Raw genomic sequence first — 23978 nt, 5'->3', positions numbered from 1 at the left:
GTTCAACCCGCCCGCACAATTTCAAGTAGTTCCGCGTGCAATGCCCGTGTCGCCGCCGCGATGACGCTTCCGTCTGATTGCAAGGTCAGCAGTTGGCCAGCCCAGTCCGTAATGACGCCGCCCGCGGCTTCGACCACCGCCTGCACCGGCAAGAAGTCATAGGGTTGCAAGTCGTAATCCACAACCGCATCGACATGCCCTGCCGCCAGCAACGCGTGCGGATAGCAGTCATAGGCAAACCGGCGGGTCTGACCTTGCTGCATCAAGCGGGCAAACAGGGCGCTGTGACGGTCGTGTATCTTGTCGCCCTCATTGACATATAGCACTGCATCGCGAAGCCGCGTGGTGCCCGACACACGGATCGGTGCGCCATTCAAGGTCGCGCCGCCCCATGCGGTTCCAACGAACACCTCGTCCAGCGCTGGCATCCCAATGACACCAAGATCGACCTTACCTTGGCGCATATGGGCCAGTAGAAAACCGAACAGCGGATGGCCTGACAGGAACGACCGAGTGCCATCAATTGGATCGACAATCCACTGCTCGGCACAGTCCGCACCCTCGACGCCCTGTTCTTCACCGAAGATCCCGTGATCAGGGAAGTGCGTTCTTAGATATGCGCGCACGTCTGCCTCGACAGCCTTATCGGCTTGGGTGACCGGACTTTCATCGGCCTTGAACTCGACACCAAGCTTGCCGCGAAAATAGCCGCGCGCCGTCTTTGCCGCGATTTTCGCGACGCAAAGCGCATGGGTCGTCAGGTCGGTTTTCGTTGTCAGGTTATTCGTCATCACGCCGCGCCACACCTCACCACCTTGATGCCCCATTCGCGAAGCGATGCGGCCAGCGCACCCGTCGGTTCAATGTCGGTGTAGACCCGATCAACGCGTTCTGGTGTCATCCCGCAATGCGGCGCCTTTTCGTTGAACTTGAAGTGGTCCATCCCAACAACCAACGTCTCGGAGCATTCTGCAACCACCTCGGCCAACGCAGCTTCGGCGGCGTTTTCATACAGGAACCCGCGCTTAGCCGACACGGCATCGACGCTCAGCATGCCGACATCGCAGGCGAAGCGGCGCGCTTGCTGTCGCGTGACATACCCAAAAGTGCCGCGCTCATCGCTTTGCATCTCTCCGCCCAGAAAATGAACGCGATTGCTGTTGTGGCTGACCAATGTCTGCGCCACGCCGATCGAGTTTGTCACCACCGTCAGTTGCCGGCGCGCGCGCAGTTCCTCCGCAACGAAGGCGGTGGTGGATCCGACGTCAAGGAAAACGGTCATTCCATCGTCGATCTCTGATGCGATCCCGGCGGCGATAACGCGCTTTTCACCGGCATGCTGCGCAATGCGACGAAAGAAGCTGGGGTCGCTATGTGTTCCGGCAATATAGGCACCGCCGTGAACACGTTCGACCGAGCCGGATTTGGACAGGGATTTGATGACACGGCGGACAGTTTCTTCCGAAACATCCAGCAGTTTCGCCAGATCCGCCGAACGCGCAGACCCCCCCAAGCGTCGCAATGCCGTCAGCAGCTCTAATTCGCGATGGGAATGGGTGTGTTGTTCCTTCACTGATGCGCCCTATTCAGCAACTTTCCCACATCAACACACAAAAACCCACATCCATACAAGAAAAATGTTGCTGAAACCGCGTTTTTTGTCGAGATTCCGCTGAAACCAGTCACGCTGGGACACTGATGCAGGATCGCTCACGATTACATCATGGGTGGGAGAACAGAAAGAAACGAACGATGACAGCGCAACGCAATGTTCTTTTCATCATCATCGACCAGTTGCGGGCTGATTGCCTGCATGGGGCGCTGGCAGATCACGTTGATCTGCCCAACATGCGCGCGCTGATGGCCGAGGCCGTGACCTTCAACCGTCACTTTTCGGTCACCAACCCCTGCGGGCCGTCGCGCGCGTCGATCCTAACGGGCCAATACGCAATGAACCATCGGTCGGTGCGAAATGGGACGCCCTTGCGCCACGACACCCCGACGATTGCCAGCGAAATGCGCAAGGCGGGCTATCTGCCAATGCTGTTTGGCTACACCGACACCTCGCACGACCCGCGCGTCCATGCGCCCACCGACCCCGCCATGCAGACCTATGAATTCCCCATGGCCGGGTTTGCCGAGCAAGTCGAGATGCGGTTGGAGATGTCTTACCCATGGCGTTCCTATCTGCTGAGTAAGGGCTACACGTGGGACAATTACTGGCAGCTCTACATCCCCGGCGGTGATGGATCACGCCTGAATGCGCCCGCTGTCTATAAGGCCGAAGACAGCGATACTGCCTTCCTGACAAACCGGTTTCTGGACACGATGCCCGCCTATGCGGACGAAGACTGGTTTGCTCATCTGACCTATATTCGCCCGCACCCACCGCTGGTCGCGCCAGCGCCCTATAACGACATGTATGACCCCACGTCCCTGCCCTTGCCCACACGCATCGGCACCCGCAAGGACGAGGCCGCGGTTCATCCCTTCTTTGGCCCCGCGCTGGACAACGCGCCGATTGCGAGCTTTGTCATTGGCTGTTCCGGGGTCACACCGACGGACGACACCATCCAGACTCTGCGATCCGTCTATCTTGGGCTGGCCACCGAAGTGGACCACCATATCGGGCGCGTGATGTCTTTCCTGAAAGAAAGCGGCCAGTGGGACGATACCTTGCTGATCGTAACCGCCGACCACGCAGAGATGCTGGGCGACCACCACGCCTGGGGCAAACACTCGGTCTATGACGCGGCCTATCACACGCCGCTGATCATCCGCGCGCCGGGCGGCAAGGCTGGCCAAGACGTGGATGCCCCAACCGAGTCAATCGACCTCACGCCAACGATCCTCGACTGGGTCGGACAAGAGGTGCCAAATTCGATGGATGGGCGATCCCTTTTACCGTTTCTAAACGGCGAAACGCCCGATGACTGGCGCGACTATTCCTTCTCGGAACTGGATTTCAGCGAGCCGGAGGCGCCAACACTTTGGGAAAAACGCCTAGGCACCGACACCAGCAATTCGTCCCTTGGCATCCTGCGGGATGACCGCTTTACGCTGGTCAATTTCGCCGCTGATCTGCCTCCGCTGCTGTTCGACCACCACGGTAAGGGCGAGATGGAGAACGTCGCAGAAGATCCCGCCTTTGCGTCCGACCTTGCGCGGCTCACCCGCCAGATGCTGCGCCACCGGATGCGGAACATGGATCACACGCTGTCACTCGACACGATCACCAATGATGGCCCCAAACGGCAAAGCCGCCATCAGCCCAACAGATAATCTGCCACATCTGTCAGCGTTTTCCCACGCGCACTCGGCTCAACCCCCAGACGTTCCATCGGCTGGTCATAACGGTTCAGCCAGATCGTGTGATACCCAAACCATGTCGCCCCGCAAATGTCCCAACAGTTCGAGGACACGAACAGGATCTCGCTGGCCGCACAGCCAAAGGCATCCGGTCCCATCTGATAGACTTCGGGCGCAGTCTTGAACTTTTGCACGCTGTCCACACTCAACACATGATCAAAGAACCCCGCCAGTTTGGCGGCTTTCAGCGCAGCCGCAATCATCCCCGCGCTGCCATTGGTCAAGACCGCCATAGGCATGCCAGCGTCCTGAAGCCGGGTCAGAGCTGCATGGTTTTCGGCGAAGGCCGTCAGCTCTTCATATTCCGCCATCAGCGCGGTTCTGGCGTCGGCTGTCAGGTCAACACCTTGCGCGTCGCACGCATAGTCCAGCGCATCACCCGTCACCTGCCAGAAATCGACGAACCTGTCACACATGGTGCGCAGCCGGGTGTATTCGATCTGCTTGTCACGCCACGTGATGGCGATGGCCGCGCCCTTGCCGGGAAACAACTTTTCCGCCAAAGCACCGACGGAATAAACATCCAGCAGCGTGCCATAGGCATCGAACACGATGGCTTTGATGGTCATGGGGTGGCCTTTCCTTGGTGTAGCCCGCACAGCCTAGCGGCACCGCGACCCATCAGAAAGGGAGTTTGTCAGAACTGGCGCTATCTGATCTCAATCTCGCCCAGCAGCACCGCGAAACTGGCGCCGTGCATGTCGCGGTCGGCGTGCGTGCCCTGCACGGCGGGGCGCGGCATACTGAATTTCACCACGTTCAACTCAGGCATATCGAACCGTTTCAGCGTGGCGGGATCGGCCTTGAACATGTCCGCGACCAAGCCCGTATCCAGCCCGGAGGAGATGCGCGCGAACGCTTCCGCCGTGCCGCAGAAAACATCGAGGGTCAGCCAGAAGGGACCAGCGTTTTTCGACCGCACTTTGTCGGCGATGTCTTTCAGGGCCGTCATGCGCCCAACTCCTCAATGCTCAAGCGGAAGGCGTCCATGGGATCGTCCAGCGCAAGCACATGGTTCAGGCAGAACTCATAAACCGCGCCGCGCGGCATTTCGGGCGGCGAGAAGGGAAAGGCGAAGGTCGGCATTTCTTCCTGTTCGGTCAGCGGGTGGTGCAGAAGATAGGGGTTCAGCATCTTCGCGACTTCGCGCGACAAAGCCTCGGTTTCGGCAGTGACAATGCCCATCACGCCAAGTTCGGTTCCGGGCTTCGCATTGGTGTCTAGTGGGCCAAGCGTGGCGTCGGCGCCGATAATCCGCAGTTCGATCTGGAAGTCCCCACCGACGCGCGCCTTGGCTTTGGCGATGCATTTGGCGTGGATATCATCGACCCAAGCGCGAATGTTCTCGACGTAATGCGGGTCACGCACAAACACCAATGATACCGTCTGAAACCCCGCCCGCCGCGCGCCTTCCAGCTTCACGGTGTAAGGTTGGGTCACGACCCATTCGCTGCCCGTCACTCGCACGCGGCGATCATCCAGTGCTTCATACTCAGCGCCTGTGACGTCCAGATACCCACCGGGTTCATACAACCGATACGGGTCGCTGTTTTCATACAGCATATGCGCCGACACGGTGCGCGGGGTTGCGCGGGCATCCTTGCCCATCGGGGTAATGGTGAAGCCCTCGGCATCGAAATCAATCAGGATGGTGCCGGTGTTGGGGCTTGTCGTCGCCAGCGCACCGCATTCGCCGATCTTGGCGCCGTGCCACACCCCGCCGGGATGACAGCCTCGTGCCAAGGGCAGGGCCGAGATGATGGCGGTATCCGTCGTGCGCCCCGCAATCACGATATCCGCACCTGTGTCCAGCGCGGCCTGTATCTGTTCAGCTCCCGCCAGCGCCACGATGTTCGTGCAGTCGCGCAACAGGTCCGCCGAAATCTCGGGCGCGGGGGCCAGCGGCGTGATCCGCCCACCCTCTAGCGCCGCCGCCATCGCATCGCCATCCTGCCCGCTTTTCAGCACCGCAAGTTTTAACGTCTGGCCGCGCTCACGGGCAATCTCGCGGGTGATGTCCACCAGCCAATCAACCGCATCATCTGCCCCGCAGGTGCCAGCGGTTCCGATGACCAACGGCACACCAGCCTCCGCCTGTGCCGCCATCAGTTCAGCCCATTCCGCCTTGGTCGAGCCGCGCGAATATTTCGAGGTGCCCGTGCCAAGATAATGGGGGCCCGAATCTGTCGAGCCCCCATCAATCGCAATGATATCTGGCCGCTCAGCGATCCCTCGGGCCAGCGCATCGCGGTCATATCCCAGACCCAATGCACCCGAGGGGATAAGCACTTTGACCATCAGTCGGTGATCCTTTGTGGTTTCTTCAGGACATTGCGCAGGAACATCGGGGCGACGAAGCCCACGACAGCGACCACCCACAATCCAATGGAAATCTTGGACGAGAACAGGAACTGCCATTCACCGCCCGACAGAACCATGGCACGGCGCAGCGCGTCCTCCATATGGCCGCCCAGAAGGATGCCAAGGATGATCGGCACGGTCGGCACGTCAAGCTTGCGCAAGACGTATCCCAGTGCCCCAAAGCCCACCATCAAGACCAGATCGAAATAGCTGCCCGACAGGGAATAGATGCCGACAAAGCTGATCATCGTGACACCGGGCAGAAGCACCCATGGTGGAACCTGCAAGACTTTCACAAAGATCTTCACCATCGGCACGTTCATCAAAAGCAGCACGAAGTTGGCGATCAGAAGCGATGCGATCAGGCCCCAGACGACCTCGGGCCGTTCGGTAAACAGCATCGGACCGGGTGTGATGTTCAGCGTCATCAGAAGCGCCAGCAAGACCGCCGTGGTGCCGGACCCCGGCACACCGAGCGTCAGCATGGGAACCAGCGCGCCACCAGCGGCGGCGTTGTTACCCGCTTCGGGGGCGGCGACACCTTTGGGAACACCCGTGCCGAAGCCGCCTTTTTCGCCGGCAATGGATTTCTCGCTCATATAGGCCAGGAAACTGCCAAGCGATGCACCTGCACCGGGCAGAACACCTGCGATGAAACCGACGACAGATGACCGGAGCATGGTCCAACCGGACTCCATGATATCCTTGACCGGGATCGTCACCTTTTCAAGCTTCACGCCGATGGAGGTGTTCTTGCCGTGGCTTTCGATGAAGAAAAACACCTCGGCAATGGCGAACAAGCCCACGATGGCAACAAGGAAGTCGATGCCGTCAAACAGGTGCATATTGCCACCCGTCAGGCGCGGTAGGCCGGAGTTGTTGTCCACCCCGATCATCGCGATGCCCAAGCCGATGCACGACGCAATCGCCGCCTTGGCTTGGTTGTTGGACGCCATTCCGCCAAGCGTGGCAAAGGCCAGCAGGTAGAGCGCGAAATACTCGGCGGGGCCAAACAGAAACGCCACGCGCGCCAGCATGGGCGCCAGCAGCATCAGGCCGATGGTCGCCAGAAACGCACCAACGAAGGACGCAACACCGGACAGAACCAGCGCGTCACCAGCCCGGCCCGCTTTTGCCATGGGATACCCATCGAGCGTGGTCATCAAAGCAGGCTCGTCGCCCGGAATATTCAGCAGGATCGAACTGATCCGCCCGCCATACATGGCGCCGTAATAAACGGACGTCATAAGAACCAGCGCCGATGTAGCATCCAGCCCCATCGTGAAGGTCAGCGGGATCAGGATCGCCACGCCGTTCGACGGGCCAAGGCCCGGCAGCGCGCCGATGATCGTGCCGATGAAACAGCCAATCACGGCCAACATCAGCGTATAAGGCGACAGCGCGATTTCGAAGCCGATCGCAAGATTTGATAGAAGTTCCATATGGGTGCCCTCAGCCGGTCAGCGATTTGGGGAAGGGAACAAGCCCAAGGCCCAGCGCGAATTTGAAGATCAGGAACAAGCCGACAGACAGGCCAATCCCGGCAAGCACGGCGCGACCTGCGCGCGGCTCGATCTGATAGCTTAGGATGCTAGCGGTGATCGCGGTTGGGATCAGAAAGCCCAGCGGCTTTAGCGCATAGGCGTATCCAACCAGAACAACCACGGCCAAGCCAAGCGATCCGAAGGTGGCCAGCACTGGCCAGTCCGGATCAGGGTCGGGTTTCAGAGCCACGATGATCCCGCACAGCGCCGCAACGCAGCCGATCAGGATTGGAAAGGTCTTTGGCCCCACCGGATCCGCCATGAAGCTGGACTGGATCTGTGTGGCGCTGGCAACATATGCCAGTGCCACCAGGGTCACGACCGCTCCGAAGATACGGTCAGATGCCATTACTGGATCACCCCGATCTCTTTCGAGAGCGCGCGGATTTCAGCCACGACACCATCGACATAAGACTGGAAGTCACCACCAACTTTTGTGAAGGGGGCAAGACCGTTTGCGACCATGGCTTCTTGCCATTCAGCGCTGTCGGCAACCTTCTGCAGACGCTCGGCCCACATGTTGAAGTCATCATCGCTGATGCCCTTGGGCACATAAAGGCCACGCCAGTTCACGGCTACAACGTCGATACCTTGCTCTTTCGCGGTGGGGATATCCTCAAAGCCCGGCACGCGTTCTTCGGTCAGAACCGCAATCGCGCGTACGTCGCCAGATTTCAGGAAGCCCACAACCTCGGACATATCGCCCGACATCGCTTGGGTGAAACCACCAACGGTTTGGGTGATCGCATCCGCGCCACCGTCAACACCGATGTATTTCACAGCCGTCACGTCCGTGACGCCAGCACGTTGCAGGATCATCAGCGGTTTCAGGTGGTCAAAGCCACCAACTGCAGACCCACCCGCAAACGCGATCGAACCCGGCTCGGCCTTCACGGCGTCGACCAGATCGGTCAGCGACTGATAGGGGCTGTCTGCGGCCACAACGATCACGCCGGGGTCAGCACCGATGGCACCAACAAAGCGCACCTGATCAGCCGTCATTCCGGCATAAGCGTTCTGCGCGAGACGGGTCGAGGTCGCCGACGACGCCGCGACAATCAGGTCGGCATCTTCGTTGCGCTCTGACACAACGTGGTTGAAGGCAAGGCCGCCACCGGCGCCTGCCATATTGGTGACCTGAACAGGTTTATCCACAGCACCAATATCAAACATGATTTTGCCGATTTGACGGCAGGTGAAGTCCCAGCCACCGCCGGGGTTGGCCGGTGCAATACACTCAGCAGCGGTTGCTGCGGTCGTGGCACCAAGGCCCAATACGGCACTGGTTGCCAGCGCCTTGAAAAGACGTTTTGTCATTAGTTCCTCCCATTTGACAGGGGCGTTACACCCGCCCATGCTCAGACCCAATCGCCTGAACCTGACACCAACCTGTCACGCACCACAAAAAAAGGGCAACGAATGCGGTTCCTTCTGATCGAGGACAATCCAAAGCTGGCGGGCGTCGTGGTCGAGCGGCTGCAACTGGACGGCCATGCGGTCGACCATGCCGGCACCCTTGCCGACGCTGGCGACCTGACGGCTGTTGCCGATTACGACCTGATTTTGCTGGATATAATGCTGCCCGATGGGGACGGGCGCGATTTTCTGGAACGTCAAAGACAAGCCGAAAAACGCACCCCAGTGATCGTCATTACCGCCCGGTCTGCCGTATCCGACCGCGTGGGCCTCTTGGATCTTGGCGCAGATGATTACATCGTCAAACCCTTCGACTTTTCCGAGTTGGAAGCCCGCGTGCGCGCCGTTCTCAGGCGTCAGGGCGGGGCTGCGGACAACGCAGTGACCTTTGAAGAGACCACACTTGATTCGACCAAAGGAGAGTTGCGGTTTGACGGCGAAACCGTGCCCCTGCGCAATCGCGAACTCCGCCTGCTTGAGGTGTTCTTCGCAGCCCCCGGTCAGGTTTTCTCAAAAACCCACCTGATCGACCGGCTGTTTTCGCTGTCTGATGAAGCATCAGAGAACGCGATTGAGGTCTATGTGGGTAGGTTGCGCAAGCGCCTTGAAGGATCAGGCGCAAAAATCGAAACCGTCCGCGGGCTAGGCTATCGGATGGTCGCGCGGTGAGGATACTCGGATCCATCCGCAGGCGGCTTTTCATCCAGCTAGCCCTTGTCGCGGCTGTGCTGTCACTGGCGTTCTTTCTGGTCGTGCGTGGGGTGGCCGAGCGCGCCGCAGAAGGCACGCAGGATGACATCTTGTCTGCGTCCGCTACAGCCATTGCCGACAGTTTGCGCAGTGAAGGCGGTCACGTGACGCTGGACCTGCCTTATTCGGCGCTGTCGATGCTGGGGTCGATCAACGAGGATCGCGTGTTTTACCGGGTCGTGTCCGAGGGAAAAACACTGACCGGCTATGGCGACCTGCCGCAGCCAGAGGTGCCACCACGCCTCAGCGCGCCCAGTTTCGAGACGCTCGATTATCGCGGGGACGAGATCCGCGCGGCGTCGGTCATCCGGCCCGTTGGCACCGGCGCGAATGCCGCTCAGGTCGTGGTAACGGTCGCGCAAACGCGCCAGGGGCTTGCCGCTATTTCGCGCCAGATCACCGCGACGGCCACCGGGATTGGTGTCGGGTTTTTCCTGCTGGCAACGGCGCTCAGCCTGTGGGCCGCTGGGTCGGCGCTGGCCCCGATCACCCGCATGACGGGGTCGGTCACACGACGCGGCCCCAATGACCTGCGCCCGGTGAAAGCAAATGCCCCGGATGAGCTGGTGCCGCTGATCAATGCGCTGAATTCTTTCATGGCGCGGCTCAGATCGTCCCTGTCACGCACCGAAGATTTCATCGCCGAAGCCGCCCACCGTGTGCGCACACCGCTTGCCACCGTGCGCGCGCAGGCCGAGATCACGCATCGCAAGCTGAACAAGCCTGAACACAAGCAAGCCATCCGCGAAATGATCCGCGCCATCGACGAAAGTTCGCGGTCCGCGGGCCAGATGTTGGACCACGCAATGGTGACGTTTCGTGCCGACAGCCTGGCGCAAGACGCGCTGGATTTGCGGGGGTTGATGGAGGAGACCTGCGACCGGCTTGGCCCCACGGCTGACCTGAAAGACATCGCGATCCGGCGCGACACGGGCACGGACCCCGTGGCCTTCACGGGCGATGGTATCTTGCTGCAAGCAGCACTTCAAAACATCCTCGACAACGCGATCAAATACTCCCCGGACGACAGCGATATCACCGCCCGCGTGGCGTTGGATGACAACATCACCCTGTCGTTCACCGATCAGGGGCGGGGGTTTGGTGACACGGATCTTTCCGGCCTGACCACCCGTTATACGCGCGGCGCGAATGTGGGCGACATCGTGGGGTCGGGCCTTGGCTTGACCATCGCGGACGAGGTCGCAAAAGCCCATGGCGGGCGGTTGGAAATCTCCACCAATAAGAAGGGAGAAGGCGCATGTGTTTCGCTGGTATTTCCGCGCGGTTAATGGCGGCGCTGGTGGCGCTGATCATGTCGGCAAGCGTCGCGATGAGCTTCGAGGTCGAAGATCGCAGGCTTTATGAGGCCACGTCTGAACTAGCGCGGATCAACGTTATCTCGACCGCCGATCTTGATGTATTCGACCCAATCATCCGCGCCTTTCAGGCCAGCCGACCGGGGGTGACGATTGACTACACCGTGACCGGCACCACCGACCTGATGGAAGCGCTTTACGAGGACGGGGCGGCGTTCGACCTTGCGATATCCTCCGCGATGGACTTGCAGACCAAACTCGCCAATGACGGGTTCGCACAAAATCACACGCCCCAAACAGCCAGCGATCTGCCCATATGGGCCAGCTGGCGCGACCAGCTTTTTGCGTTCACGCAGGAACCTGCTGTTCTTGTCGTGTCGGACAATTTCTTCGGCGACGATGACGCCCCGCAAAGCCGCGACGAGTTGATTGCCTTGCTGCGCGACAACCCCGAGAGGTTTCAGGGCAAGATCGGCACCTATGACGTGCGCCGATCCGGTTTCGGCTATTTGATGGCGACGCAGGACAGCCGAAACTCAGACGCGTTCTGGCGGTTGATGGAGGTGATGGGGCGCTTGGATGCGGAGCTCTACTGCTGCTCAAGCGACATGATCCGGGACGTGGCATCAGGTAAGCTGGCCTTGGCCTATAACGTGCTGGGCAGCTATGCGGCGGCGCAACTCAAAAGCACCGGCGGCTTCCAGATTATCGAGATGAGCGATTATGTGAACGTCATGTCGCGCACTGTCCTGATCCCACAGTCCGCCGAAAATCCGGATGAAGCCCGCGCGATGCTGGATTTTCTTCTTGAGTTGAATGCGCGGCAGGATCTGGTCGACGCCTCCGGCCTGCCTGCTATTGATGCGGCCGCGCTGCGGGCGAACCCGTCGCTTAGACCCATCCGGTTTGGACCGGGTCTTTTGGTGTTTCTGGACAGCCTGAAACGGCAGAGTTTCCTGCGCAACTGGGAGAATTCGTTGCTCCAGAATTGAAAAAGGGCAGAGGTTTCCCCTGCCCTTCTCAGTTCTTTCTGGTTGCGGATCAGTCGATCATGCGCACCGCGCCCTTGGCGGCAGAAGACGCCAGCATCGCATAGGCTTTCAATGCCTTCGACACTTTGCGCTTGCGCGGCTGGGCGGGGTGCCAGCCTTTTTCGTCCTGCGCGGCGCGGCGCGTGGCCAGTTCGTCGTCCGACACGGCTAGATTGATCGTGCGGTTGGGGATGTCGATCTCGATCTTGTCGCCTTGCTGGACCAGCCCGATCGCGCCGCCTTCGGCGGCTTCCGGCGAAACGTGGCCGATTGACAGGCCCGAGGTGCCGCCAGAAAAGCGCCCGTCGGTCAAAAGCGCACAGGCTTTGCCTAACCCCTTCGATTTCAGATAGCTGGTCGGATACAACATTTCCTGCATACCCGGCCCACCGCGCGGCCCTTCGTAGCGGATGACGACGACATCGCCTTCCTTGACCTTGCCAGTTAGAATGTCACTGACCGCCGCGTCCTGGCTTTCGCAGACATGCGCGGTGCCGGTGAATTTCAGGATGCTAGCATCCACGCCCGCCGTTTTCACGATGCAACCGTCCAGCGCGATGTTGCCGAACAGAACGGCCAGACCGCCGTCCTGACTAAATGCATGTTCTTTCGACCGGATCACGCCGCCTTCGCGGTCGGTGTCGAGTTCCTTATACCGGTTCTCGGTCGAAAATGCCTGCGTGGTGCGCACCCCGCCGGGGGCCGCTTTGAACAGGCTTTCAGCGTCGGGGTTGTTGGCGACCTTGATGTCCCATTTGGCAATCGCCTCGCCCATCGTCGAGGAATGCACCGTTGAGCAGTCATTGTGCAAAAGCCCAGCGCGGCTTAGCTCACCAAGGATCGAGAAGATGCCACCGGCGCGGTGAACGTCCTCCATATGCACATTCGCGATGTTGGGCGCGACCTTGCACAGACACGGCACATGGCGGCTGAGCCGGTCCATGTCTTTCATGGTGAAATCGACCTCGCCTTCGTGGGCGATGGCCAGCAGGTGCAGAACCGTGTTCGTGGACCCGCCCATCGCAATATCCAGCGACATCGCGTTTTCGAACGCGTCAAACGTCGCGATTTCGCGCGGCAGCAGGCCTTTTTCTTCGTTCACGTAATGACGCTTGGTGATGTCGACGATCTTGCGCCCAGCTTCCAGAAACAGATGCTTGCGGTCCGCGTGCGTCGCAAGGGTCGAGCCGTTGCCGGGCAGCGCGAGGCCCAGCGCCTCGGCCAGACAGTTCATCGAGTTCGCGGTGAACATGCCCGAACACGACCCGCAGGTCGGGCAGGCGTTTTCTTCGATATGTTGAACCTGCTCATCCGTCAGGTCTTCGCTGGCGGCAGCGACCATCGCGTCGACAAGGTCGATCTTGTCCATATCAAGGTCGGCCATGTCGATCTTGCCGGCCTCCATCGGACCGCCGGATACGAAAATCACGGGGATGTTCAGGCGCATTGCCGCCATCAACATCCCCGGCGTGATCTTGTCGCAGTTCGAAATGCACACCATCGCATCCGCACAATGCGCGTTAACCATATATTCCACGCTGTCGGCGATCACTTCGCGCGACGGCAGCGAATACAGCATCCCATCATGGCCCATCGCGATCCCGTCATCGACAGCAATGGTGTTGAATTCCTTGGCAACACCGCCTGCGGCCTCGACCTCGCGCGCGACCATCTGGCCAAGGTCTTTCAGGTGCACGTGGCCCGGCACGAACTGGGTGAAGCTGTTCACAATGGCGATGATCGGCTTGCCGAAATCATCATCCGTCATGCCGGTCGCGCGCCAAAGGCCACGGGCACCGGCCATGTTGCGGCCATGGGTCGAAGTTCTGGAACGATAAGCAGGCATGCGGTCCCCACCTTTGCTGAAGTCTGGTTCAGAAAGCGGATTACCACTGCGCGCGCTCTGAGGCCAGCGCAGATTGGCGGCTCCGGCAGTCCCACAGGCGGTTTAACAGTCTGTTAAGGCAGAGCCGCTACTCAGAAAGTGTGTGCCAGTGGCGTCACACCTAGGAGGTATCACTATGAAGTTCGTCATCATACCGTTTCTGGCTACCTTGATCGGCACCGCGGCCATCGGGCAACCTGCCGACCCGATTGTGGCAGCTGTTGCATCAGGCCATTGCCAACAAACGGGTATCAAAAGCGCGACCTACCTGTCGTCAGGGGCGTTGCAGATCACTTGCAAACGGTCGCCTCTGTTTCAAAGGCGCAGCGTGCAAACCGTTGCCCCCGAAGGCGCGGAAGCGACGAACTTCGTGCCCTTGTTCGGTGCGCTTGGCCCGGCACTGGCCGGGTTTGGTGCCGCCGGGGCGGGTATTTTAGCCATCGCTGGCGGAAGTTCTTCGTCGTCCGACACCCAATAGGGTTGATGGGTCAGCAACTGGGATATCCCAGCTGGATCAGCTTTGCGCCCGACAAGCGCTTGTATCCACCGATCGTAAAGCGGGCGTCTTGCATGAACCAGCGCCGCAAGGCCGGCGCGTAATGCCGGGCGATGATATCTGACCAATAGTCGAATTCAGCAGGTCGCAGGGGCTGACCATGATGGCTTGGTCCATGAAAGCCAAACTGCACCTTTGCGCCGATGCAAAGGTCTTTCAGCGTCAGCAACATGGTGCATGACGACAGACAGACTCCTGCGCGAATCTCGACCCGCATTCCTTGCGCGCGGATCCGGGCAATCTGATCAAGCCGGTCGCTGATAGACCCACCGCGATCATTTCGCACGACCCACACATCGGATGGCGCAGCCCCTGCCATGCGCGCGTCACTTGTGGCCACAAGCACCAGCATCATCACGCAGCCAATGGTTTTGCGCACGGCGCGGGCCGTGTCGAAAGCAGCCATGTCGCAGTTCACCTTCGGTTTCCTCAAGCCAAGTAAAGCGGCCAGAGCCAGCACATCATCCGCGTCTTAAGAACGGGTTGAACGGACAATTCGTCTCAATTCGAACGCAACATGCCACGCGCACTTGGCCGCTGGGCCGCAACGGGCTAAGACTGAAATTAGAACATTTCAAAAAAGGCATTTTTTGGTGACCCAGCGAAACGTATTGATCACCGGGACAGCCGGTTTTATCGGCTACCACCTTGGCAAACTTCTTCTTGCGGAAGGGTTCCGCGTTCACGGCTATGACGGGATGACGGATTATTACGATGTCACGTTGAAGCAGCGTCGGCATGCGATGCTGTTGCAAGACCCGAACTTTTCGATGACTGAAGGTATGCTGGAAGACCAGGACCTGTTTGACGAGGTCGCCGACAACTTCAAGCCGGACATCATCGTGCATCTGGCCGCGCAGGCTGGCGTCCGCTACAGCTTGGAAAACCCGCGCGCCTATCTGGACAGCAACGTGATCGGCACGTTCAACGTGATGGAGGCCGCACGCCGCCACAAGGTGGATCATCTGCTGATGGCCTCGACCAGTTCGGTCTATGGCGCAAACGACCATATGCCGTTTACCGAGACCGAAAAGGCAGACACGCAGCTGACCATTTATGCCGCCACTAAGAAAGCCAATGAAAGCATGGCACACAGCTATGCGCACCTTTGGAACCTGCCCACGACGATGTTCCGGTTTTTTACCGTGTATGGCCCGTGGGGGCGCCCGGATATGGCCCTTTTCAAGTTCACCAAGGGCATTCTGGATGGCACGCCGATTGACATCTACAACAATGGCGACATGTTCCGCGACTTCACCTATGTCGAGGATCTGGTGCGCGGTATCCGGCTGTTGATCGACGTGCCGCCGGTGCGGCCAGACAGTGCGGCCGATATCGAAGAGGGTGACAGCCTGTCACCCGCAGCACCTTACCGGGTGGTCAATGTCGGAAACTCCGACAAGGTGCGGCTGCTGGATTTCGTGGACGCCATCGAAGAGGCCACCGGCAAAACGGCTCAACGCAACTATATGGAAATGCAGATGGGCGATGTGCCGGCCACCTGGGCCGACGCCAGCCTGTTGAAGCGCTTGACCGGGTATCAGCCCGCCACCGATTTCCGCGACGGCGTCAACAGCTTCGTCGCGTGGTATCTGGACTATTACCACCGCTAACGGCCTTGGCCCGGTGGCATGATGCGAGAAACGGTGCGTTTCTCGCATTTTCTGTGAAGTTTTACTTTCCTTTAGCGAATATTTAGGCAATCTTAATCGCGCAGAGGTTGTGGGGTGCTGACAGCGATGAAGGCACACGCGCATGAAAGATTTTCCAGACCGCGAAACAGTCGCGGTGATTGGGCTTGGCTATGTCGGATTGCCCTTGGCCGTTGAATTCGGCAAGCACCGGCCCGTGATCGGCTTTGATGTCGACACAAATCGCGTGGCCGAATTGCAAGCCGGCCATGATCGCACCCAAGAGGTGCCACACGATGCGCTTCAACTGGCGCACCGGCTGACCTACACGGCTGACACCGCCCAATTGGCCGGGGCGAACATCTATGTCGTGACGGTTCCCACGCCGATTGACGCCCATAAACGCCCCAATCTCGCGCCACTAAAAGCCGCGAGCCAGACGGTGGGGCAGGTGCTAAGCCACGGGGATACCGTGATTTATGAAAGCACCGTCTATCCCGGCGCGACAGAAGAGGTTTGCGTTCCCATTTTAGAAGAGGCATCGGGGCTGAAGCTCAACCGTGACTTTTCCGTCGGCTATAGCCCTGAGCGGATCAACCCCGGCGATCACGGCCACCGACTTCCTTCGATTGTGAAGGTGACCTCTGGGTCGACCGCCGAGGCCGCCGACCGTATCGACGCGCTATATGCACAGATCATCACCGCCGGCACGTTCAAGGCTGAAAGCATTCGCGTCGCAGAAGCCGCAAAGGTGATCGAAAACACGCAACGCGACCTGAACATCAGTCTGGTGAACGAACTGGCGATCATCTTTAATCGGCTGGGTATCGACACGGGCGCGGTGTTGGAGGCGGCGGGAACCAAATGGAATTTCCTGCCCTTCCGCCCCGGACTGGTCGGCGGGCACTGCATCGGTGTCGACCCCTACTACCTGACGCATAAGGCCGAAGAAATCGGCTACCATCCGCAGGTCATCCTTTCAGGTCGCCGTATCAATGACGGGATGGGGGCCTATGTCGCAGGGCAGATGATCAAGGCAATGATGAAGAAAGGGATCAACGTCGCGCGGGCTCGGGTGTTGATCCTTGGCCTGACCTTCAAGGAAAACTGCCCTGATCTGCGCAACACGCGCGTGGTGGATATTCTGGAAGAGCTGCGCGACTACGGCGCCACGGTCGACGTTCATGACCCACATGCCGACCCCGACACTGCACGCAGCGAATACGGGATTGATCTGGTCGAAAAACCCGCCGCGCATCGCTATGACGGCGTTATGCTAGCGGTTGCCCACCGCGTGTTTCTGGACCGCGAACCGGGATGGATTTCGCGCTATGCCAAGAACCTGTCCGTCACCTACGACATCAAATCCGCGCTGGGGCGCGAGATGGCGGACCTGAGGCTCTAGGCATGGAAACGCTCAGAAAACTTCATGCACTTCTGACCCAGCGTGAACGACGCCGTGGCGTGTTGGTTCTGGGCCTCGTTCTGGTGATGGCCGGGTTCGAAGTCGTGGGCGTCGCATCCGTCTTTCCGTTCTTCCTGACCCTGTCCGACCCCAGCTTGATACAAACCAACCCGACCCTTTCAGCCCTTTATGAGTGGGGTGGTTTCACAGAAACTCACGGCTTTTTGCTGGCGTTGGCACTGGCGACCTTCACCTTCTTGATGCTTGGTGCATTGGTGCGCAGCGCAGGCGAATACGCGATGACACGGTTTGTGCAGATGCGCCGTCATAGCCTTGGCACGCGTTTGATCGAACGCTACCTGCGTCAACCCTACGCGTTCTTCCTTGGCCGCCACACTGGCGAAATGGCGAAGAACATTCTGGCCGAGGTCGAGCAGGCCACAATGTTTGCGCTCGCCCCGGTGTTGCGGTTCGCGACCTCGGTTGTGACGCTGGTTGCCATCCTGACGTTCCTTGTGGTGATGGACCCGTTTATTGCAGGCGTCTCTGTTTTGGTTCTGGGAACAGCCTATGTCGCGATCTTTGTGACCATCCGCCGCCTGGTGACGCGCAACAGTTCGCGTCGCATCGCCGCCGATCAGGCCCGCTATACCATCGCGCGCGAGGCGTTGGGCGGCATCAAGGATATTCGCATTCTTGGCAAGGAAGATGCCTATATCCGGCATTTTCGCGCGCCGTCGATCGAAGTGTCGCGGATGCAAGCGGCAAATCTGGTCCTTGGCCAGATGCCAAAATATCTGGTCGAGGCGATCGGCTTTGGTGGCATGTTGCTGGTCTGCGTTGCGCTGCTGTCGACCCTTCCTGCAGGCTCCAGCGCGACGGCCATTCTGCCGCAACTTGGCGTCTTTGCCTTCGCCGCCTATCGGATGCTCCCTTCGGTGCAGGGAATCTATCGGGCAATGGTCGAGTTTCGCTTTGGCGCCGGGGCAGTTGACGTTCTCTATCGCGATATGACCGAGCTGCCTGACATCGCCCCACCCCCCCGCGCGCAAAACCGGCTTGCATTGCACCAGGCGCTTGAACTGCAAGACCTCCGATTTTGCTATGACGGCAGCACGCAAGGCATTGACGGACTGTCGCTTTCGATCCCGGCGGGCAGTGCCATCGGGGTAGTGGGTGGCACGGGCGCAGGGAAGACCACGTTGATCGACCTTGTGCTTGGCCTGTTGACGCCCAGCGCGGGGCAGATTTGCGTCGATGGCGTGCCGATCACCGACGCGAATGTCAAAGCCTGGCAATCCTCGATCGGTTATGTGCCGCAAAGCATCTTTCTTGGCGATATGAGCATCGCCGAGAACATCGCGTTGGGCACGCCAGCAGACCAGATCGACATGGCCCGCGTGCGCGACTGTGCCCAGCGCGCACAACTTGACCAATTCATCGAAACGCGGCTGACGGACGGGTATGCCACCGAAGTTGGCGAAGGCGGGTTGCGCCTGTCCGGCGGTCAACGCCAGCGGATCGGGATTGCCCGCGCGTTGTATCACGACCCTGATATTTTGGTGTTTGATGAAGCCACCAGCGCGCTTGACGCGATCACGGAACGCGATGTCATGAAGGCGATCAAGGGCCTGCAAGGCACCAAAACAATCCTGATCATCGCCCATCGGCTGTCCACGGTCGAAACATGCGACCGCATCATCATGCTGAACGAAGGTCGCATCGTAGCAAGCGGCCCTTATCGCGATCTGATCGAACGAAATTCCAGCTTTCAGGCACTTGCCGGGGTGAGCCCATGATCCATGAAAACCTGCAATCCTTGCGCGCGACGCATCAACAAACCCTTGCCTATCTGCTGCCCGACCTGCGCGGCGGCGGGGCCGAGCGGGTCATGCTGACCTTGGCCACGCAACTTTCCCAAACCGGCTATGCGCCGCTGTTTGTGTTGGCCAACGCGGACGGCGCCTTTCTGGACGAGGCGCAAAGAATCGGCGCGCGGGTGATCGACCTGAAGGCACAGCGCCTGCGCAATGTGGTCCGACCGTTGCGCGACTGGTTGAAACAGGAAAGCCCAACCGCGCTGATCTCTGCGATGTGGCCGCTGAACAGCCTTGCGGTCTGGGCGGCGCGCGGCACCGGGGTTCCGGTTATCACCACGGATCACAACACCCTGTCCCAGCAATATGCGACCAAGGGCGTTGCCCATCTGATGGCCATGCGTGCCAGCATTCGCGCGACGTATCCAAAGGCATTGGCCAATGTTTCGGTTTCTGCGGGTGCAGCGCGCGACCTTGAAGATCTTGGCCTGTTGCCGAAAGGGTCGGTCAAGGTGATCCACAACCCGATCGAGCAGCCCTATGCCCAGGCCGGCACGGCCACTTGGCCGGCGGGTGCGCGCCACCGCGTTCTCGCGGTTGGTAATTTGCGCTGGCAGAAGGATTTCCCGACACTCCTGCGCGGCTTTCGCGTGATGCTGGATCGTGGGATCGACGGCGAGCTGGTCATTCTGGGCGAAGGCGCGGACCGCGCCGCACTGGAAGCGCTTGTGACCGACCTTGACCTGACCGGGCGCGTGTCATTGCACGGATTCTGCGATGATCCCGGTGCTTATTACAGCTCGGCCGATCTGTTTGTGCTCAGCTCACAATGGGAAGGTTTCGCCAACGTAGTGGTCGAAGCGATGGCGCATGGCCTGCCAGTGGTGTCCACCGATTGCCCCAATGGCCCGTCCGAAATTCTATCGCGCGGTCGCTACGGAACCTTGGTTCCCGTGGCCGATCCAGAGGCGCTTGCCCAAGCAATCGCATCGGTGCTGAACGCACCCCACGACCCGATGAAATCGCGCAGGCGCGCGCGCGATTTTCGCCCCGAAGTGGCTGCCGCTCAGTTCAGCAAGCTGCTGCCGCCTGCCAAAGAGCCGCTGACCGGAGAGACCCGCATATGACCTACACGCGTTCCATCTTCGTCACCAATAACGGGCTGACCGACCACATTGGCGTGGCGCAAGTGCTGCCCTATCTCGAAGCGCTGTCCGCGCGTGGCCACAAGATCGCTGTTCTTTCCGTAGAACGCCCTGATCAGCAGGACCTTTATCGCACCGAAATTGCACCCAGACTCGCGCGTGCGGGGATTGTTCACAGCCCCATCCTGCGGCACAGGTCTTCGCTGGCGGGAAAGCTAGAGCGGTTCGCGATGCCAAGCTTGCTGTTGTCGCGACTGGATGGGCTTGTCACCGCATTCCGCCCCGATGTCCTGCACTGTCGCAGCTACATGCCGTTGGGGGCCGTGTTGCAAGTCAGCCAACGCCGTGCGGTTCCCTTCGTTTTTGATATGCGTGGCTTCTGGGTTGATGAACGATGCGAAAGTGGGATCTGGCGCGGCCCGGTCGGGCGCAGCTATGCGCTCCACTTCCGCAGGCTTGAAACGCAAGCCCTTGCCAAGGCGTCGGCGGTCATCACCTTGACCGAAGACGCCCGTGAGCTGGTGGCAGCGCGCGCCTCCTACAACAACTGCCCGATCGAGGTGATCCACTGCAGCGTTGACCAGACACGTTTCGCACCCGACCGTGCGCTGCGTCAAAGCTGGCGCAAGCAGCTCGGGTTCGGCATTCACGACGTGGTGCTTGCCCATCTTGGGTCGGCCGGTCCGCTTTACCGGATAGACGCCACCTATCGGCTGGCTGCCGCCCTGCGCGCGCAGGGTGTGCGTAGCAAACTGCTGTTGATCGGCGATCACCGCGCAAAGGACCATATCGATGCCGCAAACGGCCATGGCATCACCTTGGGCGACAACGAAATCCTGTGTCGACAAGTGCCACACCAAGACGTGCCTTCGCTTCTGAACGCGGCCGATCTGGGGTTGTCCTTTCGCGTGACCAAGCCTTCGAGCTTAGGGGCCTCTGCCACCAAAGTCGGCGAGTATTTGTCATGCGGATTGCCGGTGATCAGCAATGCAGGCATTGGCGACATTCACCGGGTCGTGCCCGACCCTGCGATTGGGCTGGTGCTTGACGGCTTGTCGGATGCGGACCTCCAAGCAGCGGCAACGAAAATCGCGACAGCCCGCTTTGCCTCCCGCAGCACCATTCGCGACCGCGTTGCCGGGCGGTTCGATCTGGATGCGGCTTGTGACCGCTATGATGGGGTTTATCAAAGCTTCGCCCAACGCAGGCAGGCCGCATGACCGACGACGAAAAGGTTCTGGCCGTAGATGTATGCGGCACGCTTTACGACGCCAACACCACTGCGGGGCTGGTAATCTTTCACCATGCGCGCTGCGCCAATCGCTGGCGTTCATCTGTGCTCGAGGCAGTCTCGGCGCCGCAAAGTGCGCTGCGTTTCGGGTTGGTCGCCTTCGCCAAACTGACCGGTTGGGACCTGCATCGCGCCATTATCCTTGCCAGCCTGCGTGGTGAACGGCTGACCGCGCTGGAGGCATCGGCCACGCGCTATGTCGAAGACCACTTGTCGGGGCTTGCCATTCAACCACCGCATGAGCGGATGCAGGCCATGCGCAAGGCCGGCTGGACCCCTGTGCTTGTGTCCAACGCAATCTCGCCCGTCGTGGCTGCGATTGCGCAGTCGCTTGATGTGCCTTTCATTGCATCCCGCCTTGCCCATGACAAAGGGCGTTTGACCGGGCGCCTGCAAGACGACCTGACCGGACGAAAGCGTGCCGCGCTAGAGCGGTTTCTGAAGGTGCGTCTGGACCGCGAACACTTCGCTGTCATCACCGACAACAAATCCGACGGTGATCTGGTCGCGATCGCTAAACCAGCCCTTTTGGTTGCCACCGGCCACCCCAAAAACTGGATGAGGGAGTGGGATGCCGAAATCATTTTCCACTAACCGCACGCGCCTGCTGCTGTGGTTGCCTTTCGCCTATGCGTTCACCTCGCGCTATCACTGGCCGCGGGATTTTGTGGTGAATGCTCTAACCGCCTGGGTGCCAGGCGTTTTTCTGACCAGCCTGCTTGGCGGGCTTGGTGCGGCTCAGGCTCTGGGTGCTTATGCTTTGGGGTATCTGGTCTTCATCAGCATCTATGAACTGGGATATCTGGCCAACGACAGCTATGGGCTGCACCACGATCCGACCCCCAGGCAGCGCGTGGATCTGACGCTTCGCCCGATGTTTCTGGTTGGGTTCGTTGGCGTCCGGCTTGCCACAATAGGTGTGGCCGCAAGCCTACTGGGCGTTGTCGGATCTGCGCTGTTCTGGGCCGCACTTGGCACGCTTGTTGTGACGCTTGTCGCCCATAACACGCTGCGGTCGATCGAGCTGAAATTCTACAGCTTTCTGCAGCTTTCGCTGTTGCGGTTTTCGTTGCCGGTCTTTCCTGCGCTGGTGGTTGAGGGCAGACAGGCCGCGGTTCTGCTGGTCCTTTGCACCGGGCTGATGCTGTTCAGTCTGCCGCGGTTTTTGACCTATCTGGACGCCAAAGGGCGGTTGAACCTGCCAGAACGAAAAGCCCTGCAATATCATCTGAAAGCGCATCTTACCGTCGCACCCATGGTGTTCTTGCTTGCGTTCATCAGCGCCGAACCTGCCCCGCTTTGGTGCCTTGGCTGGCTTGTTTTCGTGCAGCTTGGCTATCTGTCCTTCGGCAAGGCCGCCATCTGGCAGGCCGGGGGCGAAGCGGCTTCGTGATCTACACCGCCCTCTTCCTGACCCTCGTGGCACTTCGGTTCGCCTTGGCGCAACAACCCAAATTGCGCGATCAGGTCTATCCGGCCGTCATGGTCGCGCTTTTCATCTTTGTCGCATTTCGTCTGGATGTTGGGTGCGACTGGAACGGCTATCACAGGCATTTCATGATCCAGTTGGATCTGGAGCTTGGTGACGCCTTGGCGCGCCGCGAACCTTTGTGGTGGGCGCTGGTCCAGATGGTTGGCAAGATCGGGCTAGGCTATCCTTGGCTGAACCTCGCCTCGGCAGCGCTGTTTTTTGCAGGCGTTCATGCATTGGCGCGGTGCCAGCCCGACAGGCTTGGCGTTTTGATCCTTCTGTTCCCCGTTCTGATCATCAACATGCCTATGTCTGGCATCAGGCAGGCTGCAGCCATCGGCGTTCTATGCTTCGCCTTCGTCGCTTTCCAAAAGGGGCGCACAGCGCATTATGCGGTCTTGACGCTGCTGGCTGCCGGGTTTCATTCCAGCGCCGCAGCGTTTTTGCTGTTGGTGCCACTGGTCGGACACGGCCGACCCAAAGCGCGCATCTTGGCGGCCCTTCTTCTTGCCGGACCGGGGCTGTTGCTTCTGGCGTCGGGGGAAAGCGCTCAGTTGGCTGTCGCCAGATATGTGAACACCGGCGTGGACGCGCAGGGTGCGATTTACCGCGCCGGCATGCTTTTTCTGTCGGCCGTGCTTTTCCTGACGCTTCTTCGTGGTCCCTGGCAGGCACGGTATCCCGCTGATCTGCGCCTTGTCACGCTGGGTGCCGTAATGATGCTTGCAACGGTGCCGCTTGTCTTCGTCTCGACCGTGATTGCCGACCGGCTTGGCTATTACCTCGTGCCGTTGCAAGCGGTTGTCTTTGCCCGCATTCCCTATCTGGCACTCGGGCGATCATCCGCAGTCCTGGCTGCTCTGCCCTATCTGGCGCTGCTTCTGGTCCTGGCGGTCTGGAGCATCTATTCCGGCCATTTTCACTATTGCTATCTGCCCTATGACACTTGGCTGACTGGCCTGCCCGACCTCTATCAAAGCCCCTTTTGAA

Annotated in this window: 23 protein-coding genes; 13 read left to right on the top strand and 10 right to left on the bottom strand. The window is 59.9% G+C overall.

Features of this window, described 5'->3' with window-relative positions; translation table 11 throughout:
* Positions 1 to 2 precede the first annotated feature (2 nt).
* Both ACXYMP_RS02595 and ACXYMP_RS02590 read right to left on the bottom strand, forming a co-directional pair.
* Positions 3 to 791 (bottom strand): inositol monophosphatase family protein, encoded by a 789-nt coding sequence (locus ACXYMP_RS02595; RefSeq protein ID WP_458904157.1) that lies wholly within the window; start codon positions 789 to 791, stop codon positions 3 to 5.
* Positions 791 to 1573, bottom strand: coding sequence for a DeoR/GlpR family DNA-binding transcription regulator (locus ACXYMP_RS02590; RefSeq protein ID WP_458904155.1), 783 nt, complete (start codon positions 1571 to 1573; stop codon positions 791 to 793). Before ACXYMP_RS02590 ends, ACXYMP_RS02595 begins: the two co-directional genes overlap by 1 nt.
* Positions 1574 to 1752: 179 nt before the next feature.
* Between ACXYMP_RS02590 and ACXYMP_RS02585 the strand changes: the two genes are divergently transcribed.
* Complete coding sequence (locus ACXYMP_RS02585) at positions 1753 to 3282, top strand: alkaline phosphatase family protein (protein WP_458904153.1); 1530 nt, start codon at positions 1753 to 1755, stop codon at positions 3280 to 3282.
* Here the strand turns inward: ACXYMP_RS02585 and ACXYMP_RS02580 are convergent.
* The 6 genes from ACXYMP_RS02580 to ACXYMP_RS02555 form a co-directional block, all read right to left on the bottom strand.
* On the bottom strand, positions 3267 to 3938 hold the full coding sequence (locus ACXYMP_RS02580; RefSeq protein WP_298567210.1) for a haloacid dehalogenase type II: 672 nt from the start codon (positions 3936 to 3938) through the stop codon (positions 3267 to 3269). The two genes, ACXYMP_RS02585 and ACXYMP_RS02580, sit on opposite strands and share 16 nt — an antisense overlap.
* Positions 3939 to 4018: 80 nt before the next feature.
* Positions 4019 to 4321, bottom strand: a complete 303-nt coding sequence (locus tag ACXYMP_RS02575) for a DUF4387 family protein (protein ID WP_458904150.1) — start codon at positions 4319 to 4321, stop codon at positions 4019 to 4021.
* Positions 4318 to 5667, bottom strand: coding sequence for an acyclic terpene utilization AtuA family protein (locus tag ACXYMP_RS02570; RefSeq protein WP_458904148.1), 1350 nt, complete (start codon positions 5665 to 5667; stop codon positions 4318 to 4320). The genes ACXYMP_RS02575 and ACXYMP_RS02570 overlap by 4 nt, the downstream gene beginning before the upstream one ends.
* Positions 5667 to 7172, bottom strand: a complete 1506-nt coding sequence (locus ACXYMP_RS02565; protein ID WP_248364835.1) for a tripartite tricarboxylate transporter permease — start codon at positions 7170 to 7172, stop codon at positions 5667 to 5669. The genes ACXYMP_RS02570 and ACXYMP_RS02565 overlap by 1 nt, the downstream gene beginning before the upstream one ends.
* Before the next feature lie 10 nt (positions 7173 to 7182).
* On the bottom strand, positions 7183 to 7623 hold the full coding sequence (locus ACXYMP_RS02560) for a tripartite tricarboxylate transporter TctB family protein (protein ID WP_248364834.1): 441 nt from the start codon (positions 7621 to 7623) through the stop codon (positions 7183 to 7185).
* Positions 7623 to 8591, bottom strand: a complete 969-nt coding sequence (locus tag ACXYMP_RS02555) for a Bug family tripartite tricarboxylate transporter substrate binding protein (protein ID WP_248364833.1) — start codon at positions 8589 to 8591, stop codon at positions 7623 to 7625. Before ACXYMP_RS02555 ends, ACXYMP_RS02560 begins: the two co-directional genes overlap by 1 nt.
* A 102-nt stretch (positions 8592 to 8693) precedes the next feature.
* Here ACXYMP_RS02555 and ACXYMP_RS02550 point away from each other — a divergent pair, with 102 nt between their 5' ends.
* The 3 genes from ACXYMP_RS02550 to ACXYMP_RS02540 are packed head-to-tail and all read left to right on the top strand — an operon-like array spanning position 8694 to position 11748.
* Positions 8694 to 9359 (top strand): response regulator transcription factor, encoded by a 666-nt coding sequence (locus ACXYMP_RS02550; protein ID WP_248364832.1) that lies wholly within the window; start codon positions 8694 to 8696, stop codon positions 9357 to 9359.
* Positions 9356 to 10729 carry a sensor histidine kinase gene (locus ACXYMP_RS02545; RefSeq protein WP_298567200.1) on the top strand — a complete coding sequence of 458 codons (1374 nt, stop codon included), beginning with the start codon at positions 9356 to 9358 and terminating at the stop codon, positions 10727 to 10729. Before ACXYMP_RS02550 ends, ACXYMP_RS02545 begins: the two co-directional genes overlap by 4 nt.
* The gene (locus tag ACXYMP_RS02540; protein ID WP_458904144.1) at positions 10699 to 11748 is read left to right on the top strand and encodes an ABC transporter substrate-binding protein; all 1050 of its coding nucleotides are present in this window, start codon (positions 10699 to 10701) and stop codon (positions 11746 to 11748) included. Before ACXYMP_RS02545 ends, ACXYMP_RS02540 begins: the two co-directional genes overlap by 31 nt.
* Before the next feature lie 49 nt (positions 11749 to 11797).
* Here the strand turns inward: ACXYMP_RS02540 and ilvD are convergent, their stop codons facing one another.
* Positions 11798 to 13633: a dihydroxy-acid dehydratase gene (gene ilvD, locus ACXYMP_RS02535; protein WP_458904142.1), complete on the bottom strand. Its 1836-nt coding sequence runs from the start codon at positions 13631 to 13633 to the stop codon at positions 11798 to 11800.
* Positions 13634 to 13808: 175 nt separating this feature from the next.
* Here ilvD and ACXYMP_RS02530 point away from each other — a divergent pair, with 175 nt between their 5' ends.
* A complete protein-coding gene (locus ACXYMP_RS02530) occupies positions 13809 to 14150 on the top strand; it encodes a hypothetical protein (protein ID WP_298567193.1) in 342 nt (113 codons plus the stop codon).
* Between the two features lie 10 nt (positions 14151 to 14160).
* Here the strand turns inward: ACXYMP_RS02530 and ACXYMP_RS02525 are convergent, their stop codons facing one another.
* A complete protein-coding gene (locus tag ACXYMP_RS02525; protein ID WP_298567189.1) occupies positions 14161 to 14634 on the bottom strand; it encodes a hypothetical protein in 474 nt (157 codons plus the stop codon).
* Between the two features lie 187 nt (positions 14635 to 14821).
* Between ACXYMP_RS02525 and ACXYMP_RS02520 the strand changes: the two genes are divergently transcribed.
* From ACXYMP_RS02520 to ACXYMP_RS02485, 8 genes are all read left to right on the top strand, one after another.
* Complete coding sequence (locus ACXYMP_RS02520; protein ID WP_458904139.1) at positions 14822 to 15841, top strand: GDP-mannose 4,6-dehydratase; 1020 nt, start codon at positions 14822 to 14824, stop codon at positions 15839 to 15841.
* A 142-nt stretch (positions 15842 to 15983) separates the two neighbouring features.
* Positions 15984 to 17264 carry a nucleotide sugar dehydrogenase gene (locus tag ACXYMP_RS02515; RefSeq protein ID WP_458904137.1) on the top strand — a complete coding sequence of 427 codons (1281 nt, stop codon included), beginning with the start codon at positions 15984 to 15986 and terminating at the stop codon, positions 17262 to 17264.
* Positions 17265 to 17266: 2 nt separating this feature from the next.
* Positions 17267 to 19063, top strand: coding sequence for an ABC transporter ATP-binding protein (locus ACXYMP_RS02510; RefSeq protein WP_458904135.1), 1797 nt, complete (start codon positions 17267 to 17269; stop codon positions 19061 to 19063).
* Positions 19060 to 20208 carry a glycosyltransferase gene (locus tag ACXYMP_RS02505; RefSeq protein WP_458904133.1) on the top strand — a complete coding sequence of 383 codons (1149 nt, stop codon included), beginning with the start codon at positions 19060 to 19062 and terminating at the stop codon, positions 20206 to 20208. Before ACXYMP_RS02510 ends, ACXYMP_RS02505 begins: the two co-directional genes overlap by 4 nt.
* Entirely contained in the window at positions 20205 to 21446 is a 1242-nt protein-coding gene (locus ACXYMP_RS02500) for a glycosyltransferase (RefSeq protein WP_458904131.1), read from the top strand. Before ACXYMP_RS02505 ends, ACXYMP_RS02500 begins: the two co-directional genes overlap by 4 nt.
* Positions 21443 to 22111, top strand: coding sequence for an HAD family hydrolase (locus tag ACXYMP_RS02495; protein WP_458904129.1), 669 nt, complete (start codon positions 21443 to 21445; stop codon positions 22109 to 22111). Before ACXYMP_RS02500 ends, ACXYMP_RS02495 begins: the two co-directional genes overlap by 4 nt.
* On the top strand, positions 22089 to 22910 hold the full coding sequence (locus ACXYMP_RS02490) for a hypothetical protein (protein WP_458904127.1): 822 nt from the start codon (positions 22089 to 22091) through the stop codon (positions 22908 to 22910). Before ACXYMP_RS02495 ends, ACXYMP_RS02490 begins: the two co-directional genes overlap by 23 nt.
* The gene (locus tag ACXYMP_RS02485; RefSeq protein WP_458904125.1) at positions 22907 to 23977 is read left to right on the top strand and encodes an EpsG family protein; all 1071 of its coding nucleotides are present in this window, start codon (positions 22907 to 22909) and stop codon (positions 23975 to 23977) included. The genes ACXYMP_RS02490 and ACXYMP_RS02485 overlap by 4 nt, the downstream gene beginning before the upstream one ends.
* Position 23978 lies beyond the last annotated feature (1 nt).

The organism is Aliiroseovarius sp. CAU 1755 (genome assembly GCF_054482655.1).
Note: the sequence above shows the minus strand (reverse complement) of the source record. Positions and strands in the feature narration are given on the sequence as shown.

What these genes read in the sequence shown, in the direction of transcription:
- ACXYMP_RS02595 (WP_458904157.1), bottom strand. Translation starts at nt 791, where the DNA reads ATGACGAATAACCTGACAACGAAAACCGACCTGACGACCCATGCGCTT.
- ACXYMP_RS02585 (WP_458904153.1), top strand. Translation starts at nt 1,753, where the DNA reads ATGACAGCGCAACGCAATGTTCTTTTCATCATCATCGACCAGTTGCGG.
- ACXYMP_RS02580 (WP_298567210.1), bottom strand. Translation starts at nt 3,938, where the DNA reads ATGACCATCAAAGCCATCGTGTTCGATGCCTATGGCACGCTGCTGGAT.
- ACXYMP_RS02575 (WP_458904150.1), bottom strand. Translation starts at nt 4,321, where the DNA reads ATGACGGCCCTGAAAGACATCGCCGACAAAGTGCGGTCGAAAAACGCT.
- ACXYMP_RS02570 (WP_458904148.1), bottom strand. Translation starts at nt 5,667, where the DNA reads ATGGTCAAAGTGCTTATCCCCTCGGGTGCATTGGGTCTGGGATATGAC.
- ACXYMP_RS02565 (WP_248364835.1), bottom strand. Translation starts at nt 7,172, where the DNA reads ATGGAACTTCTATCAAATCTTGCGATCGGCTTCGAAATCGCGCTGTCG.
- ACXYMP_RS02560 (WP_248364834.1), bottom strand. Translation starts at nt 7,623, where the DNA reads ATGGCATCTGACCGTATCTTCGGAGCGGTCGTGACCCTGGTGGCACTG.
- ACXYMP_RS02555 (WP_248364833.1), bottom strand. Translation starts at nt 8,591, where the DNA reads ATGACAAAACGTCTTTTCAAGGCGCTGGCAACCAGTGCCGTATTGGGC.
- ACXYMP_RS02550 (WP_248364832.1), top strand. Translation starts at nt 8,694, where the DNA reads ATGCGGTTCCTTCTGATCGAGGACAATCCAAAGCTGGCGGGCGTCGTG.
- ACXYMP_RS02540 (WP_458904144.1), top strand. Translation starts at nt 10,699, where the DNA reads ATGTGTTTCGCTGGTATTTCCGCGCGGTTAATGGCGGCGCTGGTGGCG.
- ilvD (WP_458904142.1), bottom strand. Translation starts at nt 13,633, where the DNA reads ATGCCTGCTTATCGTTCCAGAACTTCGACCCATGGCCGCAACATGGCC.
- ACXYMP_RS02530 (WP_298567193.1), top strand. Translation starts at nt 13,809, where the DNA reads ATGAAGTTCGTCATCATACCGTTTCTGGCTACCTTGATCGGCACCGCG.
- ACXYMP_RS02525 (WP_298567189.1), bottom strand. Translation starts at nt 14,634, where the DNA reads ATGGCTGCTTTCGACACGGCCCGCGCCGTGCGCAAAACCATTGGCTGC.
- ACXYMP_RS02515 (WP_458904137.1), top strand. Translation starts at nt 15,984, where the DNA reads ATGAAAGATTTTCCAGACCGCGAAACAGTCGCGGTGATTGGGCTTGGC.
- ACXYMP_RS02510 (WP_458904135.1), top strand. Translation starts at nt 17,267, where the DNA reads ATGGAAACGCTCAGAAAACTTCATGCACTTCTGACCCAGCGTGAACGA.
- ACXYMP_RS02505 (WP_458904133.1), top strand. Translation starts at nt 19,060, where the DNA reads ATGATCCATGAAAACCTGCAATCCTTGCGCGCGACGCATCAACAAACC.
- ACXYMP_RS02500 (WP_458904131.1), top strand. Translation starts at nt 20,205, where the DNA reads ATGACCTACACGCGTTCCATCTTCGTCACCAATAACGGGCTGACCGAC.
- ACXYMP_RS02495 (WP_458904129.1), top strand. Translation starts at nt 21,443, where the DNA reads ATGACCGACGACGAAAAGGTTCTGGCCGTAGATGTATGCGGCACGCTT.
- ACXYMP_RS02490 (WP_458904127.1), top strand. Translation starts at nt 22,089, where the DNA reads ATGCCGAAATCATTTTCCACTAACCGCACGCGCCTGCTGCTGTGGTTG.